At 43.5% G+C, this 15,865-nt stretch carries 15 protein-coding genes; 9 read left to right on the top strand and 6 right to left on the bottom strand.

Features of this window, described 5'->3' with window-relative positions; genetic code table 11:
* Window positions 1-113 precede the first annotated feature (113 nt).
* Window positions 114-2,300, top strand: a complete 2,187-nt coding sequence (locus L4C35_RS06100; RefSeq protein ID WP_428462043.1) for an immunoglobulin-like domain-containing protein — start codon at window positions 114-116, stop codon at window positions 2,298-2,300.
* Window positions 2,301-2,700: 400 nt separating this feature from the next.
* The gene (locus tag L4C35_RS06095; RefSeq protein ID WP_428462042.1) at window positions 2,701-4,272 is read left to right on the top strand and encodes an ATP-binding cassette domain-containing protein; all 1,572 of its coding nucleotides are present in this window, start codon (window positions 2,701-2,703) and stop codon (window positions 4,270-4,272) included.
* An 84-nt stretch (window positions 4,273-4,356) separates the two neighbouring features.
* Here the strand turns inward: L4C35_RS06095 and L4C35_RS06090 are convergent, their stop codons facing one another.
* From L4C35_RS06090 to gloA, 3 genes are all read right to left on the bottom strand, one after another.
* Window positions 4,357-4,701, bottom strand: coding sequence for a hypothetical protein (locus L4C35_RS06090; RefSeq protein ID WP_048898980.1), 345 nt, complete (start codon window positions 4,699-4,701; stop codon window positions 4,357-4,359).
* Between the two features lie 174 nt (window positions 4,702-4,875).
* Window positions 4,876-5,988: an alkene reductase gene (locus tag L4C35_RS06085; RefSeq protein ID WP_428462041.1), complete on the bottom strand. Its 1,113-nt coding sequence runs from the start codon at window positions 5,986-5,988 to the stop codon at window positions 4,876-4,878.
* Between the two features lie 18 nt (window positions 5,989-6,006).
* Window positions 6,007-6,384, bottom strand: coding sequence for a lactoylglutathione lyase (gloA, locus tag L4C35_RS06080; protein WP_048898981.1), 378 nt, complete (start codon window positions 6,382-6,384; stop codon window positions 6,007-6,009).
* A gap of 414 nt (window positions 6,385-6,798) precedes the next feature.
* Here gloA and L4C35_RS06075 point away from each other — a divergent pair, with 414 nt between their 5' ends.
* Window positions 6,799-7,350: a sugar O-acetyltransferase gene (locus L4C35_RS06075; RefSeq protein ID WP_048898982.1), complete on the top strand. Its 552-nt coding sequence runs from the start codon at window positions 6,799-6,801 to the stop codon at window positions 7,348-7,350.
* Between the two features lie 178 nt (window positions 7,351-7,528).
* On the opposite strand, the gene L4C35_RS06070 is transcribed toward L4C35_RS06075, so the two are convergent.
* Window positions 7,529-8,785 (bottom strand): serine hydrolase domain-containing protein, encoded by a 1,257-nt coding sequence (locus tag L4C35_RS06070; RefSeq protein ID WP_371702997.1) that lies wholly within the window; start codon window positions 8,783-8,785, stop codon window positions 7,529-7,531.
* Between the two features lie 267 nt (window positions 8,786-9,052).
* Between L4C35_RS06070 and L4C35_RS06065 the strand changes: the two genes are divergently transcribed.
* Complete coding sequence (locus tag L4C35_RS06065) at window positions 9,053-9,868, top strand: SDR family NAD(P)-dependent oxidoreductase (RefSeq protein ID WP_428462040.1); 816 nt, start codon at window positions 9,053-9,055, stop codon at window positions 9,866-9,868.
* Window positions 9,869-9,930: 62 nt separating this feature from the next.
* Here L4C35_RS06065 and yddG read toward each other — a convergent pair whose 3' ends face one another.
* Both yddG and L4C35_RS06055 read right to left on the bottom strand, forming a co-directional pair.
* The gene (yddG, locus tag L4C35_RS06060; protein WP_428462039.1) at window positions 9,931-10,815 is read right to left on the bottom strand and encodes an aromatic amino acid DMT transporter YddG; all 885 of its coding nucleotides are present in this window, start codon (window positions 10,813-10,815) and stop codon (window positions 9,931-9,933) included.
* Window positions 10,816-11,080: 265 nt separating this feature from the next.
* Window positions 11,081-11,476 (bottom strand): ACT domain-containing protein, encoded by a 396-nt coding sequence (locus L4C35_RS06055; protein ID WP_428462038.1) that lies wholly within the window; start codon window positions 11,474-11,476, stop codon window positions 11,081-11,083.
* 140 nt (window positions 11,477-11,616) lie between these two features.
* Here L4C35_RS06055 and L4C35_RS06050 point away from each other — a divergent pair, with 140 nt between their 5' ends.
* The 5 genes from L4C35_RS06050 to L4C35_RS06030 all read left to right on the top strand — a co-directional run bounded on the left by L4C35_RS06050 (window position 11,617) and on the right by L4C35_RS06030 (window position 15,850).
* Complete coding sequence (locus tag L4C35_RS06050; protein WP_428462037.1) at window positions 11,617-12,621, top strand: LacI family DNA-binding transcriptional regulator; 1,005 nt, start codon at window positions 11,617-11,619, stop codon at window positions 12,619-12,621.
* Between the two features lie 327 nt (window positions 12,622-12,948).
* A complete protein-coding gene (locus tag L4C35_RS06045) occupies window positions 12,949-13,272 on the top strand; it encodes a PTS sugar transporter subunit IIB (RefSeq protein WP_048898987.1) in 324 nt (107 codons plus the stop codon).
* Window positions 13,273-13,276: 4 nt separating this feature from the next.
* Entirely contained in the window at window positions 13,277-14,611 is a 1,335-nt protein-coding gene (locus L4C35_RS06040) for a PTS sugar transporter subunit IIC (RefSeq protein WP_428462036.1), read from the top strand.
* The gene (locus L4C35_RS06035) at window positions 14,611-14,988 is read left to right on the top strand and encodes a PTS lactose/cellobiose transporter subunit IIA (protein ID WP_428462035.1); all 378 of its coding nucleotides are present in this window, start codon (window positions 14,611-14,613) and stop codon (window positions 14,986-14,988) included. The genes L4C35_RS06040 and L4C35_RS06035 overlap by 1 nt, the downstream gene beginning before the upstream one ends.
* On the top strand, window positions 14,969-15,850 hold the full coding sequence (locus L4C35_RS06030) for a DUF7916 family protein (protein ID WP_428462034.1): 882 nt from the start codon (window positions 14,969-14,971) through the stop codon (window positions 15,848-15,850). The genes L4C35_RS06035 and L4C35_RS06030 overlap by 20 nt, the downstream gene beginning before the upstream one ends.
* Window positions 15,851-15,865 lie beyond the last annotated feature (15 nt).

The following is a 15,865-nucleotide window of genomic DNA, read 5'->3' as shown; positions in this document are numbered from 1 at the left end:
TCTTATAAAAAACAGTACATTGAAGTAGAAATTTCTATACCTAAACACAAAATTTGATGACTAAAATAAGTGTCATGGCTGTGATAACCACAGCGACTTTTGTGGAAATAGAGATGTTAAAACGTAATGCACTCCAACTCGCAATATCTTTAGGTATCGTTGCTTTTTCTGGCGCAGCATACGCTGATAGCGCAAAAATGGTTAACCCGGAAGCGGGTGTGGTCGTTGGTTACTGGCACAACTGGTGTGATGGCGCTGGTTATAAAGGCGGTAACGCACCGTGTGTAACATTGGAAGCAGTAAATCCAATGTACAACGTGGTGAATGTTTCATTTATGAAAGTGTTCGATGTTGCTGAAGGTCGTATTCCGACGTTCCGTTTAGATCCAACCATAGGTCTATCCGAGCAACAGTTTACCGAGCAGATCGGTGAATTGAACAAGCAAGGTCGTTCTGTGCTTATCGCGTTAGGCGGTGCAGATGCACACGTTGAATTAAAAGCTGGAGACGAACAAGCGTTCGCAGAAGAAATTATCCGTGTGACGGACGCTTATGGCTTTGATGGTTTAGATATCGACCTAGAGCAGGCTGCCGTTACTGCTGCAGATAACCAAACAGTTATCCCTGCCGCGTTACGCATTGTAAAAGATCACTATAAAGCGCAGGGTAAAAACTTCCTGATTACCATGGCACCTGAGTTTCCATACTTAACTTCGGGCGGTAAATACGTGCCATACATAGAGAGCCTTGAAGGTTACTACGACTGGATTAACCCGCAGTTTTATAACCAAGGTGGCGATGGGATTTGGGTTGAAGGCGTTGGCTGGATTGCTCAAAACAACGATGCGTTAAAAGAAGAATTTATTTACTATATTTCAGATTCACTCGCCAATGGGACGCGTGGCTTCCATAAAATCCCTAGTAGTAAACTGGTATTTGGTATTCCATCAAGCATTGATGCTGCCGCAACAGGCTATGTACAAGATCCACAAGATCTCTACGATGCATTTGAGCGCTTGAACAAGCAAGGACAACCATTACGCGGTGTGATGACATGGTCGGTGAACTGGGATATGGGCACCAATGCGTCAGGCCAAGCCTACAGTGAGACGTTCATTAACAACTATGGCCCATTCGTACATGGTCAAACACCACCGCCACCAGCAGAAGGCGAACCTGTTTTTAAAGGGGTAGAGAATACTCGCGTGTTGTATGGTGAGATGTTTAATGAATTAGCGAATGTTACGGCGTTTGATAAAGAAGACGGTGACCTAACAGGTTCAATCGTTGTTGAGGGCAGTGTCGATGTACGTCAGCTTGGGACATACGTCTTAACTTACCGAGTACAAGACAGCGATGACAACGAAACCGTCAAAGCGCGCAGTATTGAAGTTTATAGCCAAAAGCCGGTATTGAACGGCGTGAAAGATACCAATGTAATGATTGGTGCAACGTTTGATCCTTTAGCCAATGTCACAGCAACGGATGCGGAAGACGGTGAATTGACCAATCAGATCCGCGTAACAGGGGCTGTTGATACAAACCGTGCAGGTAGCTACACGCTTCAATATTCGGTGACTGATAGCGCCAACCAAACGGTGCGTGCTGAGCGTAAAGTTGTTGTGAGTGACGGCAGTAGCTGTGCAAATGAATGGAATGCAGCCACAACCTACGTAGAAGGTGATCAAGTTTCGCATAATGGTGCGACTTGGGAAGCGGGCTGGTGGACGCGTGGTGATGAACCAGGCACAACTGGTGAGTGGGGCGTGTGGAAAAAAGTGTCCGACAACACATGTGGTGGTGAAACGCCCGATCCCGATGCTGAACTTAATATCGCAGGTCTTGCCTCTGAGTATATGGCTGTGAATGGGGAAGTGCGTTTGTCGCTAACGCTAACTGCGAATGAAGCACTTGATGTCACCGTGATGGCATCTAACAGTGCAGGCGTTGTAATGAATCAAGCGAAAGTAAACCTTGTTGATTCCAAAGCGATCACGCTTGATATCTTTAACGCTGATGCAGGGCGCTACACATTAGACGTCGTGGGTACAACCGCAGACGGTGAAACGGTGGTGTTTACCGCGCCATTTACCGTGAAAGAAGAAGGTACAGTAACCCCACCTTCTGGTGATTACCCACCATATCAAGCGGGTGTGAGTTACCAAGCGGGTGACAAAGTGCTTGGTGCAGATAACGGTGTTTACGAATGTAAGCCGTGGCCATATACAGCATGGTGCGCCAGTGCATCGTATGCCCCAGCGGATAGCCTGTATTGGCAAGATGCTTGGACCAAGCTGTAATGAGCGGTAAATAAAGTGTCAATTGGTTTAATTGAATAGCTGCTTATTGAGTAAAGCGCCACAATGTGGTGCTTTTTTCATTTCAAAGTGTTCATTATGTAGTAAGAGTTACATCAATTTTTATCTCTGTGGTTGAGTTGACGCTTCACTTGAGATGAAGATAGAATTGATGCCATCACCTCAATAGGATTTAACGCCATAATGAAGTACTAACTTCCTGACATCCAATAAATCTCAAATCATTTGGACACTCGGGGTTAGTGGGCGTTACTTCGTCATCTCTATCTTGCAGAAAATATCACTATTGTCATTAAAGAACGGTTTACCTGTTCTTCGACGATCGTACTTAAGTAACGACCAAGCCCCTTTTACAGTTTAAAACGTAAAGGGAGGTATTTTTATGCCTGCATTATTTACACACAAATTGTCATTTCAGTTCGATACGGGCGAGTGGTTATTTCGCGATATTAACTTTAGCCTCACTGACCGCCTTACTGGGATGGTAGGGCGAAATGGCGTCGGTAAATCTGTATTTCTATCGCTATTATTGGGCGAAACAAGCCCTACTTTAGGGAAGGTGACATGTCAGGCGAAAATCGCGCATTATTCCCAGTTACCGTCAGATTTGTTAGCGAGCAAACAACAGATTGCTGATTATCTGGGAATCAAAGAAAAGCTGATAGCGTTACGAGCTATTGAGCAGGGAAGTTGTGAACAACGCGACTTTGACCTGATTGGTGACGATTGGGATATAGAAGCGCAAACGCTTAGCGTGCTAAAAGCATTGCGGATTGATGCCCGCCTTGATGACTATTGCCATGCTTTAAGTGGTGGACAATTAGCACTGTTACAGCTGTATCTCTTGTTTCAATCAGACGCAGATATTTTGTTACTCGATGAGCCCTCTAACCACCTAGATAGCCAAGGTCGGGCATGGTTGATTGAGCAACTTGACCAATTTGACGGGCAAGTGCTGCTTATCAGTCATGATCGAGACTTACTCCGGCATGTTGATGCTATTTATCAATTAACAGGCTTAGGGTTAGGTTATTTTAAAGGGAACTATGATGTTTTCTTGGCGCAATCATCGGCCAAATCTGAGGCCTTAGATAAAAAAATCTCGTACCTTAGCGCTGAACAAAAACGATTAGAGCGTCAGGCACAAGCCAGCAAAGAGAAAGCACAACAGCGTGAAGCGCATGGAAATAAGCTGAGGAAAACAGGTAGTCAGCCCAAGATTTTACTCGATGCCATGAAAGACAAAGCTGGGCAAAGCCGATCTGCTGCTGTGATCAATCAACAGAACCAGCAAGAGCGAAACCTCGATAAGCTACAAGCACTGAAAAAACAAAGGGAGCAGCTCAAACCGCAGACTTTGTACCTGCAACAATCTTCGGTGGTAAAGAAAAGGTCATTATTGAATATTGAAAAGTGCCGATTGAAGTATGGGCGTGGGAATTCATTGTCATTCACTTTGTCGCATGCTGAACGCTGTTATCTGCAAGGTGATAATGGTTGCGGTAAATCAACCTTGTTGAAAGCAATCCAAGGCGTACATTCTGACTATACAGGTTCGGTTAAATTGAATGTTGACACTGTCTATCTCGATCAACATTTTGGCTTGCTTGAGCACGAAAACACTTTACTTGAGAGCTTACTCAAACACTGTGATGGTTTAACAGAAAGTGATGCCCGAATTTTATTGGCGGGAATCGGTTTTCGACGCGATGCCGTGTATCGCAAGCTTGAATGTTTGAGTGGGGGGGAGAAAATGAAGCTGGCTATGCTTATTGTTAGCCATGCTGCGCATTCGCCATTACTGCTGTTAGATGAACCCGATAACCATTTAGATATCGAATCAAAGCAGATTTTATCCGCAGCACTGAATGAGTATAAAGGAGCCTTTATCTTAGTGAGCCATGACAGAGATTTTGTTGCGGAGGTTGGAATAAATAAAACCATCGCTATGTAATCGAGAGGGCAAAATAGAGTCAATTAAGCGCCTAGAGTTAGAGCGCTTAATTTTTAGTACACAAAGTCTTAATATATAAAAGCCTTAGTGCTTAAATGTATTGCTTTCATTGTCACTGGTTGCCGTTAAATCGCCCGCTGGATTGATCAAATGTGGCAATATTTTAGGTAGATTTAACTCGATATCTTGGTCTTGCACCGGATCGATCACTTCGTTATACCAGCCCAGTAAGCCTAATACTGAATAGCCAATCGCATCATCGCTTTCACGGTGTTCCAAAATAATCTGTAGAAAGCGTAGGATTGCTTTGTCATTGGATTTTGCTTGCTCACGCGTCTCATGGAAGATCTGTGTGGCTTCAACAACCAAACCTTCGTATTCAGTCTCAATTGCGACCTTAAATGAACCACCATCAACGGAAATTTTCATATCAATACAGCCTGTTATTCTAATTGCTATGAATTTTAACGGATAATCCAAGGCTTGTCGCTAAACGGCGAATGGATTGAGGTATCAAAATAGCAACCTGACCATTGTTGAGGTTGCTATTAGTTCTATTACTTATGATCTGATTTCTGGTCTAGCGTAATGCATATAAGAAGGCTAGATAGCCAGTCGATATTGCGCATAAGTTGGGTAATCGGTTAACCCTTTTTCGTCACCGCCAAATAAAGTACTTGGGTCGTGTTGTGCGAGTGGATGACCTTGTTCAATACGGCTTGGCAGATCTGGGTTCGCCACAAATGGACGACCAAAACCAACCATATCAGCCACACCGTCTTTAATGGCTTGCTCTGCACGTTTGCTATCGTAGCGACCGGCATAAATAATGACGCCTTGGTAAGCATCACGTACCGCTTGTTTGAAGCCTTGTGGTGTGTCTGGTGCATCGTCCCAGTCGACTTCTGCAATGTGAAGATAGACAATTTTGTATGTGTTTAGTAAAGCGGCAGCTGCGGTATAAGTGTCTACAGGGGTCGCATCAACGGTGCCATTTAATGAAGTGAATGGTGCTAAACGCACACCAACACGATCAGCGCCAATGGCATCGACCATAGCGGCAACCACTTCGCCTAAGAAACGTAAGCGATTTTCAATCGAGCCACCGTATTCGTCGGTACGGTTGTTGGCTTCAGAATCAATAAATTGGTTTATTAGGTAACCGTTCGCTGCATGAAGCTCAATGCCATCAAAGCCTGCTTCAATCGCATTGAGGGCGGCTTGACGGTATTGCTCTATCACCATGTTAATGTCAGCTTTCGTCATCTCTCGCGGTTCAACCACATCAACAAACCCTGGCTCATCCGTACCATTGTCGATAAACACTTTTACGTTTTCAGCTTTTAATGCTGAAGATGAAATTGGTTGTTCTCCACCAATGTTGTCAGGGTGGGTTACGCGACCTACGTGCCAAAGTTGGGCAAAAATAGCACCGCCTTGTTGGTGAACGGCGTCAGTTACTTTTTTCCAGCCTGCAATTTGCTCTGCTGTGTAGATCCCCGGTGTCCAAGCATAGCCTTGCCCCATGGCTGAAATTTGTGTGCCTTCAGCAACAATAAGCCCTGCTGAGGCGCGTTGGGCGTAGTAAGTCGCCATAAGTTCGTTGGCTGCGTTGCTTGGCTGGCTGGCACGAGAGCGCGTCATTGGAGGCATGACAATTCGGTTTTTAAGAGAAAGTGTGCCTAGCTGAATAGGTTGAAATAATGCATTTTTCATGTGTTCTTCCTCAGAAAATTAACCTAGTTGAATCAATTCGATTTGGTAGCCATCAGGATCGGTAATGAAAGCGATATGGGTTGTGCCACCTTTCACTGGGCCGGGCTCTCGGGTGACCTTGCCACCTAAGGATTTAATCTTGTCGCAGGCGAGATAAATATCGTCGACACCGAGCGCTAAGTGACCAAAGGCATTGCCCATTTCATATTGGTCAGTGTCCCAGTTATGGGTTAACTCTATGGTCGTGCCATTTTCTTCATACCCAACAAATACAAGCGTGTAGCGATATTCTGGATTGTCAGAACGATCAAGCTCTTTCATTCCAAGTACTTTGGTGTAAAAGGCGATTGATTTTTCTAGGTCAACAACGCGGATCATGGTGTGTAAAAATTTCATATACGACCTTTGTAAGTGTGAGTTAGCACTGAGCGGTAGGGATGTGACGAGCTACCTAAACCTCATTCGATAGAGCAATCTTAATGGTGATAAGGGATAAACTTAAATTATGGTTTTTTATTAATATGATAATGTTAAGTTATTGCATTTTGAGTGGTTCACAATCGAGCTTGCATTCAGTTGTGCTCAATAAGTCGGCTATTGATAGGGTGGTTTATTATGCTTTTGGGAATGTGCGAGCCTGTTCACCTTTATTTAAGGCCACATATTTTAAAGTTTGGCGCAAGCTAAACGGTGATGGTTAGATTGTTTGCCAAAGTGAGCTTGCGCACATCAAGAACCTTGTGGGCAAACAAGATCCAACAAAGAAAGCAGAATAAAAAACTGAATAAAAAGTAAGTGTGGAGTATGAAGATGACTGAATTTGAAAAAATGGTGCAAGGATCGAATTTTAATGGGCTCGATCCAGAAATTGCCGAGATCAGAAATCGTTCGTTTGCGCTCCAGCAAGAGATTAACAAAGTCCCCGTTGGGCATGCTGAACATCTGTGGCAACAGCTTCTCGCAAGTATTGGCGAGAAAACGCTGATTTGCCCACCGTTTCATTGTGAGTTCGGTAAAACGATTTCTATAGGCGCCGGGACTTTTTTGAATATGGGCGTCACTATGCTTGATAATGCACCGATAGAAATTGGTAATAATGTACTTATTGGTCCTAGCGCCCAGTTTTATACGGCCAGCCATAGTTTAGATTATCGTGAGCGTCGGGCATGGGAAACACACAGCAAACCGATCAAAATCGAAGATGATGTATGGATTGGTGGCAATGTTGTGATTAACCAAGGGGTGACGATAGGGGCGCGTTCAGTGATTGCTTCAGGTTCTGTGGTGAATAAAGATGTTCCGCCAGATACGCTGTATGGTGGTATTCCTGCCAAGAAAATTCGAGATTTGGATAATCAGTAACTAAATCGATTAGTGTGTATGGCGTTCCCCCCAATCAGTACGCCTTCTATTTGGTCGCTATGAAGCGAGGCAGTGAAAGTAATATGGATGACTCAGTCGCGCTAAGAGAGCGTTAGGGTGAGGGATGTACAAAATAGGCGAGTCATGCGGCTCGCCTTATTTTTTAATCTAAATCAGCTTATTTAAGCTTACTAATAATCGCGTTAATAGCACTGATCATCTCAGCATCTTTAGCGTCATCAATCGAAGTTGGCATGCTTGCTTGACGAATGACCACAACATTTTCTGTTGGGTCAACGTAGATCCACTGTCCGAAAATTCCCAATGCCGTGTATGCTTGGTTCTCGTTATTAGTGTGCCAAAATTGGTTGCGGTAGCTCCAACCTTCTAAGGTGGCGCCATCATAGCTGTAACCGCCTTTTTCAAATTTCACTGGGCTGCCACCAGCTTGAGTTGATGCAATAGCCGAAGCCGGTAGTATCTGTTCCCCATGGAGGTTCTTACCTTGATCTGCCAGTAACTGGCCAAATTTTGCTAGGTCACGTGCGGTTGCATTTAAGCCGCCAGATGCCAGTGAGATGCCTTCTTCGTCAACAATAACGAAAGCGTCACGCTCGGCACCAATTTTAGACCAAATACGTTCTGACATGATTTGATTGAATGACTTGCCTTCTACTTTTTCAAGTATCCATGCCACGACATCTGTATTTGCTGAAATGTAATGAAATTCTTCACCGTGTGGCCGATCACCTACTTTTTCAAGTGTCTTTAAGAACTCATGAATAGTCTTTGGGCCATTGTAACCGTCTTCCATTGGCGCAAAGCCAAATGTCTTCATGTGTTGAAACACTTCAGCGTTCGGATTTTCATAAGCCTCTGAATATTTCACGTTGTTTGTCATGTCCATGACTTGTCCCACTGTTGCATCGGCGTAGGCTGAACCTTTTAGTTCAGGCACAATGGTTCCCACAAGTGCGTCGCGATCTAGTTTTCCCTCTGCAATCAAAGTTGCAGCTAAAATACCAGTGAACGATTTGGTTACACTCATCATTTGGTGCTTTGTACGTTCGGTTTGGCCATCAAAGTATTGTTCATGTGCCACTTTGCCATCTTTCAGTACAATAAATGCATCAGCTCGATGCTCTTTGAGCATTGTTTGTAAGTCCATCTTTTTGCCGTTGTGCGTAAATTCAACGCTGCCTAACTGAGCCTTGGCACTTTCTAAGATGATTGGCGCCATAGCACCAGCGTCGATGTTTTTGGTTTTCATAAACTCTTGCATGTTTTTGTAGGTATAACGGTTTTGATCCGCTGCAAGTAGGTTTGATTCTGTAATACCCATATCGGCGCGAACCTTACCTTCTGATGGAACTGCGTTGGCAAGGCTTGAAACCATAAGTGTTGCTAGAGTTAGAGATAAAAAAGTCTTTTTCATGGGGCTACCTTAAATTGGTCTGGAACAGGAATGAAGCCAAGTTTAAGGGAGCAGCTAGAATAGGGGGAGTAAGCACCTTGAAGCTTGACTAATGGGTTGGTGCTTTAACTATTAAGCGTGGTAATAAATATTGGCGTACATGGATTATCAATGTTTGATTAAAACTGTTTTTGATCAGCCGCTAATTATCACGGAGGGTAATTAGCAGTATGCTGATAACTCATTGATACAGGGTTCTGTAGCATTTATTCAAGTTGGGAGTACACCATGACAAAAAAAATTCTGGTAACAGGGGCAACGGATGGCATTGGCTTAGAAACGGCTAAAAAGTTGGTTGCTCAAGGGCATCAGGTTTTATTGCATGGGCGTAACCAAGCTAAGTTAGCTACAGCGGAAACTATGTTAGCCAATCTTCGTCAAGAGGCTGGCGCTGATGCGGTAATAGAAAGCTTTGTTGCTGATTTGTCTGTAATGAGTGATGTTGTTCAACTGGCTAATGATATTGCCCAAAAACACTCAGCCATCGATGTCGTGATTAATAATGCAGGTGTATTTACCACGCCACAGCGAGAAACTGCTGATGGGTTAGACGTACGTTTTGCGGTGAATACAATCGCTCCTTATTTGTTAACTAAACATTTGATGCCTTTGTTAGGAGTAGAAAGCCGTGTTGTTAACCTGTCGTCAGCAGCGCAATCACCAGTGGATGTATCTGCATTGGCGGGTAATGGTCAACTTTCTGATGGTGCAGCGTACGCACAAAGTAAATTAGCTTTAACCATGTGGTCTCGCGTGATGGGATTAGCGCTGAAAGAGACAGGACCTATGATTGTCTCGGTTAACCCTGCGTCTATGCTTGGTAGCAAAATGGTAAAAGATGCTTACGGTGTCGCAGGTGGGGATCTAACCATAGGTGCTGATATTCTTTGTCGTGCCGCGCTATCGGGCGATTTTGCAGGTGCATTCGGCCTGTATTTTGACAACGATATTGGTCAGTTTAGCCAACCTCATCCTGATGCGCTTAATGAAGCAAAAGCACAGCAGGTTGTTGATACGATCGATGCAGTCTTGGCGTCTATTTAATATAAAGTACCCCCAATAAATGTTTGTTTATTGGGGGTTAATCAGAGTTGAAGGGAGGGTCGCTACCTTTTTCTCGTTAAAGCCCAGCATGTTAAAGATGCAATCGTTACCATGACAACCCCTTGCCAGAAGGTCGCAGTGAGTTCGAGATCAAGTAGCATCGCCGAAAAGAAAGTCGAAAAAATAGGGGTGAAATAAGACATAGTGGCTAACATCACCATATTGCCGTTAATGATGGCAATATTCCAAAGTGCATAGCCTGCGCCCATTGCTGTCGCGGCAAGCACCAAATCTATGCTTGCGTCTATCGAAAACGTTAACGCTGGTTCATTGCTAAAAGCGTATTTGATCCATAGTGCGATGGCGGTGCCAATGAAGAACCAAGTGATCGCATTTTCACCTTTTGCTAAGCGTTTAGTGAGGTTGCAATAGGTTGCCCACAAAAATGCCCCAACAAAAGCCAAACAGTAGCTAATAGGGTTTGAAGCGATATTTGTTGTTAGTTGAGTGATTGATAAACCGTCCTCACCACTTACTGTCCAAGCAACTCCAAAAAATGAAAGCGCCATCGCAGGGTAAAGAGCTGGGTTAACCGACTTTTTACTGGCTAATACGGCAAGCAGTACAGTGAGGCTTGGCCACAAGTAGTTAATGACACCCATTTCAACGGCTTGATGGCGATCATTTGCCATCCCTAGCGCTAGCGCCAAACACATTTCGTACGAGACAAATAGCGCGCCACCTAATATTAAGTATTTAATAGAAAAGCGTTTAAGGTTGGGTAAACCAATAAAAATAGCCAGTAGCGTTGCACTGACGGTATATATTATTGCTGCCCCACCTATGGGGCCTAATTGTTCGGTCACATTTCGAATGAAAGCAACATTTGTGCTCCACAATAAAATGGCCATACAGCCAGCAAGTGTGTATTTATAGGTGGTGTTCAAGATGGATACCGCTAATAGTTAAGATAAATGGTAAAAAGTGTGTCTCTGTAATGCCTAGAAGGCGTCATACCTAGTTAGGTTAAAAGGTAGAAGGAAAGTGTTCGGTTACAGAGCAAGAAACGTGATGTGTATCGAAGGGATACTTTTCACCCGCGCACAATACATTAGGAGTTGGTCTGGCGAAAAGGAAAAAGTGCTAATAGGGGCAATATATTTCACCTTGCGATGCAAGTGTGGATCGCAGGGTGAAGTTACGTATTAACGGCTAGTCAGAAAATTCTGCCAGTGCTGACATAGCGATATTCACTTTCTCTTCTTGGATAAAAATATGGTCATGATAATAGGCCGCAATCACATTGGCACTGACACCATAAGAGGCTAATTTACTCGCTACAGCAGCGGTTAAGCCAACAGCTTCTAAGCTAGAATGAACCGTTAATGTAATTAACTTAAATACGCCATCAAACGCTAAATCAGCTCTTTGTGCGACTTGCTTGTTAAGTACCAGTGTGATCCCTTCATCTTCATGAAAAAAAGCAATAGGATCGAGGGCAAGGTAATCCTTTAGCATTCCGTTGACGGTACAAAATACATAGCTGCCAGCTTGTACTTTGGGTGACATTGTTTGTAGTAATTCATCTAAATCAGTTATTGCAGCCATAGTATTTTATTTAAGCGTAAATTGTTCAAACATGTTGTTATTATGGATTAACGTGTGGTGTTGCGCTGTTAAAGATATTGAAATCTGGTATCTTTCTTAGCTGAACAAGATGTAGTTTTGAATGTTATGCCGAGGGATGAATGGCAACAATTTCTGATGTATCTCGCATTGCTGGTGTATCAAAAGCAACGGTATCACGGGTGATTAATGGGACTGGGCAAGTTAAAGAAAGTACCCGTTTATTGGTTAGACAGGTTATGTCCGAACTTAACTATAAACCCAGTTCTGTGGCGCAAGCCTTAGCAACGAAAAGTGGTAATAGTGTTGGTTTAGTGCTTTCTGATTTCACCGGTAGTTACTTTGGCATCTTATTAAAGCAAGCCTCTGTTAGTGCCGATTTAATGGGAAAGCAATTATTAATTGCAGATGGGCATAATCACGCAGAATCTGAATTAAAAGCAGTGCATTCGCTGGTGGAAAAAAAATGCGATGTCATTGTATTGTATAGCCGTCAGTTAACATCTGAGCAAATCATCGCACTTAATCAGTCTATTGATATTCCTTTGGTGAACGTGGGCCGTGAATTACCTGATGACGCGGGTTATTCCATCGCATTTGATCAAAAACACGCGGTAGAGATGGCCGTGGAGCACCTTATTCAACTTGGTCACCGTTCTATGATGTACTTAGGACCAAAGCCTATTACCCCAACATCTCACTCTCGGCTGACCGGCTTTCAAGATGCTATCAATCATCGAGCTGAACTAAGGATCTCGGCTCAGTTTAGTACGTCTGAATTTGGTTATATTGAAGGCTATCAAGCAGGTAAAAAGATAGTAGAAAGCGGGAACTTACCGTCATCCATGGTGATTGCTTCAGATGATATTGCGATTGGCTGTATAAAAGCGCTGAACGAGCATGGTATACAGATCCCACGTGATATCTCTATCGTAAGCATAGATAATGATCCCTGTAGTCCGTTTGTCACCCCCTCACTGACCACAGTTGATGTCCCAATTCAGGAAGTGATGGCACAAGCTATGTTGGTTGCTCAGCAGTTGGTCGAAAAGAAAGAAACGTTTGAATCAGACATTATGCGTGGCCAACTCATTATTCGAGATTCAACCCAAGCTGTTTCGCCGTAATACCGTTTACTCGCTACATCTACCTCTTTGATACTCAATAGGCTGCTTTTTCATAAATGTTATGAGGACACAGCCTATTGATCACCTTCGCTATTCTTCTAAAGATGCTCACCCTCTCAAATCGACGCTTGGTACACACTTCGTTGCATTTAAATAGATTGACTGGCTTGGCAATTATTAGCAAATAAGCATGCGCTTAACTGCTTCTCTTAGTATAAATGAAACCGGTTTCAGTAACCGGTTTCATTGATAAGTAACATGATTAGTTTGACGGTATTGAATATCAAATCGTGACGACCAAATTGTGACTATCTAAGGAGAGACAGTATGAAAATATTTTTATGTTGTGCTGCTGGCATGTCGACCAGCATGCTCGTGAGTAGGATGGAGCAAGCGGCAAAAGAAAAAGGCTTAGTATGCGAGATTTCTGCGCATTCCATTTCAGAATTTGAAGAGTGCATCAAGTGGAGCGATGTGTGTTTAGTGGCGCCACAAGTTAAATTTAAATACGAAGAATTTAAACGTATCGCTAATGAGCAAGGAAAGGGATGCGGTCTGATCGACATGATGAATTATGGCTTGCTAAAAGGTGACGCTGTCCTTGCGCAGGCTGTGAGTTTGTATCACGCACATACCGTCACGGAGGGGTAGCACAATGGCTATATTTGATCGAGTCCTTAATTTTATCGAAAATGTTGTTGCTCCGGTTGCAGGGCGAATATCCGCTCAAAGGCATGTGAATGCAATTAAAGATGGCTTTGTTGCAACCATGCCATTTCTGATTGTTGGATCATTATTACTGGTGCTGGCTTTCCCACCATCAGAAGGTAATTTCTTTTTTGATGGTTGGCATGGATTAATTCAGCTGATTGGCAAAGAAAATATCATGACCCCATTTCAGCTTAGTATGGGGATCTTCGCTTTATACGCCGCGTTTGGTATTGGGTTTAGCCTTGCTGAATCTTATAAACTACGCGCAATGAACTCAGGCATGCTCTCAATTTTTGCATTCTTACTTGCAGTTGCTCCTATGATCAATGTGAAGGACGTCGGGGGTGTTTTACCCGGCGCATTTTTAGGGGGGACTGGTGCATTTACTGCTATTTTATGTGGTCTATTAGTGCCTGAAATGCAGCGCTTGCTGATCAAGTACAACATACGTATTACGATGCCTGAAGCCGTGCCACCTAAGATATCGGCCTCGTTTGATCTGCTTATTCCTATCGTCTTTATTTCATTTATTGTTATGGGAATTAATGTGTTTTTAGGTCAATACGATCTAAAAATCCCGTCTGCAATCATGCAGCTATTTCAACCCTTAGTCTTAGCATCTGACAGTTATATCGCTTGTTTGATTGCTGTGTTGATCGTGCAACTCTTATGGTTTAGCGGGATTCATGGTGGTTCGGTTGTGGGTGGCATTATTGGTCCTATGCTATTGATCAACCTTGGCTTAAACCAAGATGCTTTGGCTGCTGGACAACCATTACCAGCGATATTTATTAACCCTGTTATGGACTTCTTCATCTTTGTTGGTGGGGCCGGAGGGACATGGGGGTTAGTGCTCTTGATGATGCGTTCTAAAGCAACTCAACTAAAAACAATCGGTAAAATGTCGATAATCCCGGGCACCTTTAATATTAATGAACCTGTTATTTTTGGTACGCCGATTGTTATGAACCCTATCTACTTCATCCCTTGGCTATTAGCACCAACACTCAATACCACGATTGTTTGGCTGGCCTTTAAAACGGGCTTTGTAGCAAAAATTATTGCGATTCCACCTTGGACAATGCCAGCACCTATCGGAGCAATTATTGCGACGAACTCGGGTACAGCTGCTTTAGTGGTATTAAGTAGCATCATAGTGAGTAGCTTAGTGTTTTATCCATTCTTAAAAGTGCATGAAAAGCAGCTGTTAGCTGAAGAAAAAGCCATGAATGCAGCAGCAGATAGCGCGGAAGATCTTGTACCTACGGAGGCAAGTTAATGGATATGGTAATTCAGGGCAGTGAAGACATTAGCGAAGAATTCTTGATGACCTTATTGTGCCAAGTAGGTGAAGCGCGTGCTGCCTGCATGGAAGCTATGCAAGTCGCTCGGCAGGGTGATAATGAAAAAGCACTACGTCTATTAAAAGATAGCGACCAAGCCCTAGTCGCAGTCCATAAAACACAGACTGCGTTGATCGGTTTTGATGAAGGGGCAGGTAAAGTCAAGATGACTTTAATTTTGACCCATATTCAAGATCATATTATGACCACTATGCTTTGCCGAGACTTAGCTGAAGAGATGGTGGCAGTTCAACATAAATTAACGCAATTAGAAGCTCAAAGGAATGACAGCTATGCAGAAGCGAATATTTGATTATACCGCCCATGATTTTGAAACAGCCTCTCGTCAGCAATTAGTAGAGAGTATTCGAAACTCAGAAGGCCGCACCGTTATGGTGGAAAATGTTGTTGCGATAACACCACCCATAGATATGGTTTCAGGCGCAGAGATTGCGGCAGCCTTTGGCGCAGATATGATTACACTAAATTGCCTTGATGTAATGAAACCTGCGATTAAGGTCTTGTCTGAAAATCCCGATGAAGTCATGACGATTTCACAAGTAAAAGCCGCAACCGGGCGTTTAATTGGTTGTAACTTAGAGCCAGTGCCAAGTGATGTAACGCATGTTGATATTGGTCGAACGGTCACCAAAGAAACTGTCGAAAAAGCGATTGAACTCGGGTTAGATTACGTAATGCTAACAGGGAACCCGGGTAATGCAGTGACGCAGGAAACCATTTTGGATGCGATTGCTTTAGTGCGCAATGTTTCGAAAGATATCATCATCATTGCAGGGAAAATGCATGCTGGCGGGGTAGGAAATGACTATAACCTTCATATAGTGAGCCAATTTGCAGAAGCAGGTGCTGATGTCATGATGTTCCCAGCGCCTTATACCACACCAGGAGTCAGTGCAGACATGGCAAAAGCTATGATGGATGCAGTGCATAATAGCGGTATGTTAGGCATGTTAGCGATTGGCACGTCACAAGAGGGAGCATCGCAAACCTACATCGAGCAAGTTGCTATGGCATGCAAAGCCGCTGGTGCTGATATTGTTCATATTGGTGATGGTGGTTATAGTGGCATTGCACCCCCTGAAAATATTATGCAATTAGGGTTAACCCTACGTGGACGACGTCATCAATATAAAAGAATGGCGAATCGACGTTAATTGCATAAATAAATA

Origin of the sequence: Photobacterium kagoshimensis (assembly GCF_050337045.1) — a bacterium.
In the GTDB taxonomy this organism is placed as follows: domain Bacteria; phylum Pseudomonadota; class Gammaproteobacteria; order Enterobacterales; family Vibrionaceae; genus Photobacterium; species Photobacterium kagoshimensis.
Note: the sequence above shows the minus strand (reverse complement) of the source record. Positions and strands in the feature narration are given on the sequence as shown.

Excerpts from the sequence above, each read along its gene's own strand:
- L4C35_RS06100 (WP_428462043.1), top strand. The coding sequence starts at position 114 with ATGTTAAAACGTAATGCACTCCAACTCGCAATATCTTTAGGTATCGTT.
- L4C35_RS06095 (WP_428462042.1), top strand. The coding sequence starts at position 2,701 with ATGCCTGCATTATTTACACACAAATTGTCATTTCAGTTCGATACGGGC.
- L4C35_RS06090 (WP_048898980.1), bottom strand. The coding sequence starts at position 4,701 with ATGAAAATTTCCGTTGATGGTGGTTCATTTAAGGTCGCAATTGAGACT.
- L4C35_RS06085 (WP_428462041.1), bottom strand. The coding sequence starts at position 5,988 with ATGAAAAATGCATTATTTCAACCTATTCAGCTAGGCACACTTTCTCTT.
- gloA (WP_048898981.1), bottom strand. The coding sequence starts at position 6,384 with ATGAAATTTTTACACACCATGATCCGCGTTGTTGACCTAGAAAAATCA.
- L4C35_RS06075 (WP_048898982.1), top strand. The coding sequence starts at position 6,799 with ATGACTGAATTTGAAAAAATGGTGCAAGGATCGAATTTTAATGGGCTC.
- L4C35_RS06070 (WP_371702997.1), bottom strand. The coding sequence starts at position 8,785 with ATGAAAAAGACTTTTTTATCTCTAACTCTAGCAACACTTATGGTTTCA.
- L4C35_RS06065 (WP_428462040.1), top strand. The coding sequence starts at position 9,053 with ATGACAAAAAAAATTCTGGTAACAGGGGCAACGGATGGCATTGGCTTA.
- L4C35_RS06055 (WP_428462038.1), bottom strand. The coding sequence starts at position 11,476 with ATGGCTGCAATAACTGATTTAGATGAATTACTACAAACAATGTCACCC.
- L4C35_RS06050 (WP_428462037.1), top strand. The coding sequence starts at position 11,617 with ATGGCAACAATTTCTGATGTATCTCGCATTGCTGGTGTATCAAAAGCA.
- L4C35_RS06045 (WP_048898987.1), top strand. The coding sequence starts at position 12,949 with ATGAAAATATTTTTATGTTGTGCTGCTGGCATGTCGACCAGCATGCTC.
- L4C35_RS06040 (WP_428462036.1), top strand. The coding sequence starts at position 13,277 with ATGGCTATATTTGATCGAGTCCTTAATTTTATCGAAAATGTTGTTGCT.
- L4C35_RS06035 (WP_428462035.1), top strand. The coding sequence starts at position 14,611 with ATGGATATGGTAATTCAGGGCAGTGAAGACATTAGCGAAGAATTCTTG.
- L4C35_RS06030 (WP_428462034.1), top strand. The coding sequence starts at position 14,969 with ATGCAGAAGCGAATATTTGATTATACCGCCCATGATTTTGAAACAGCC.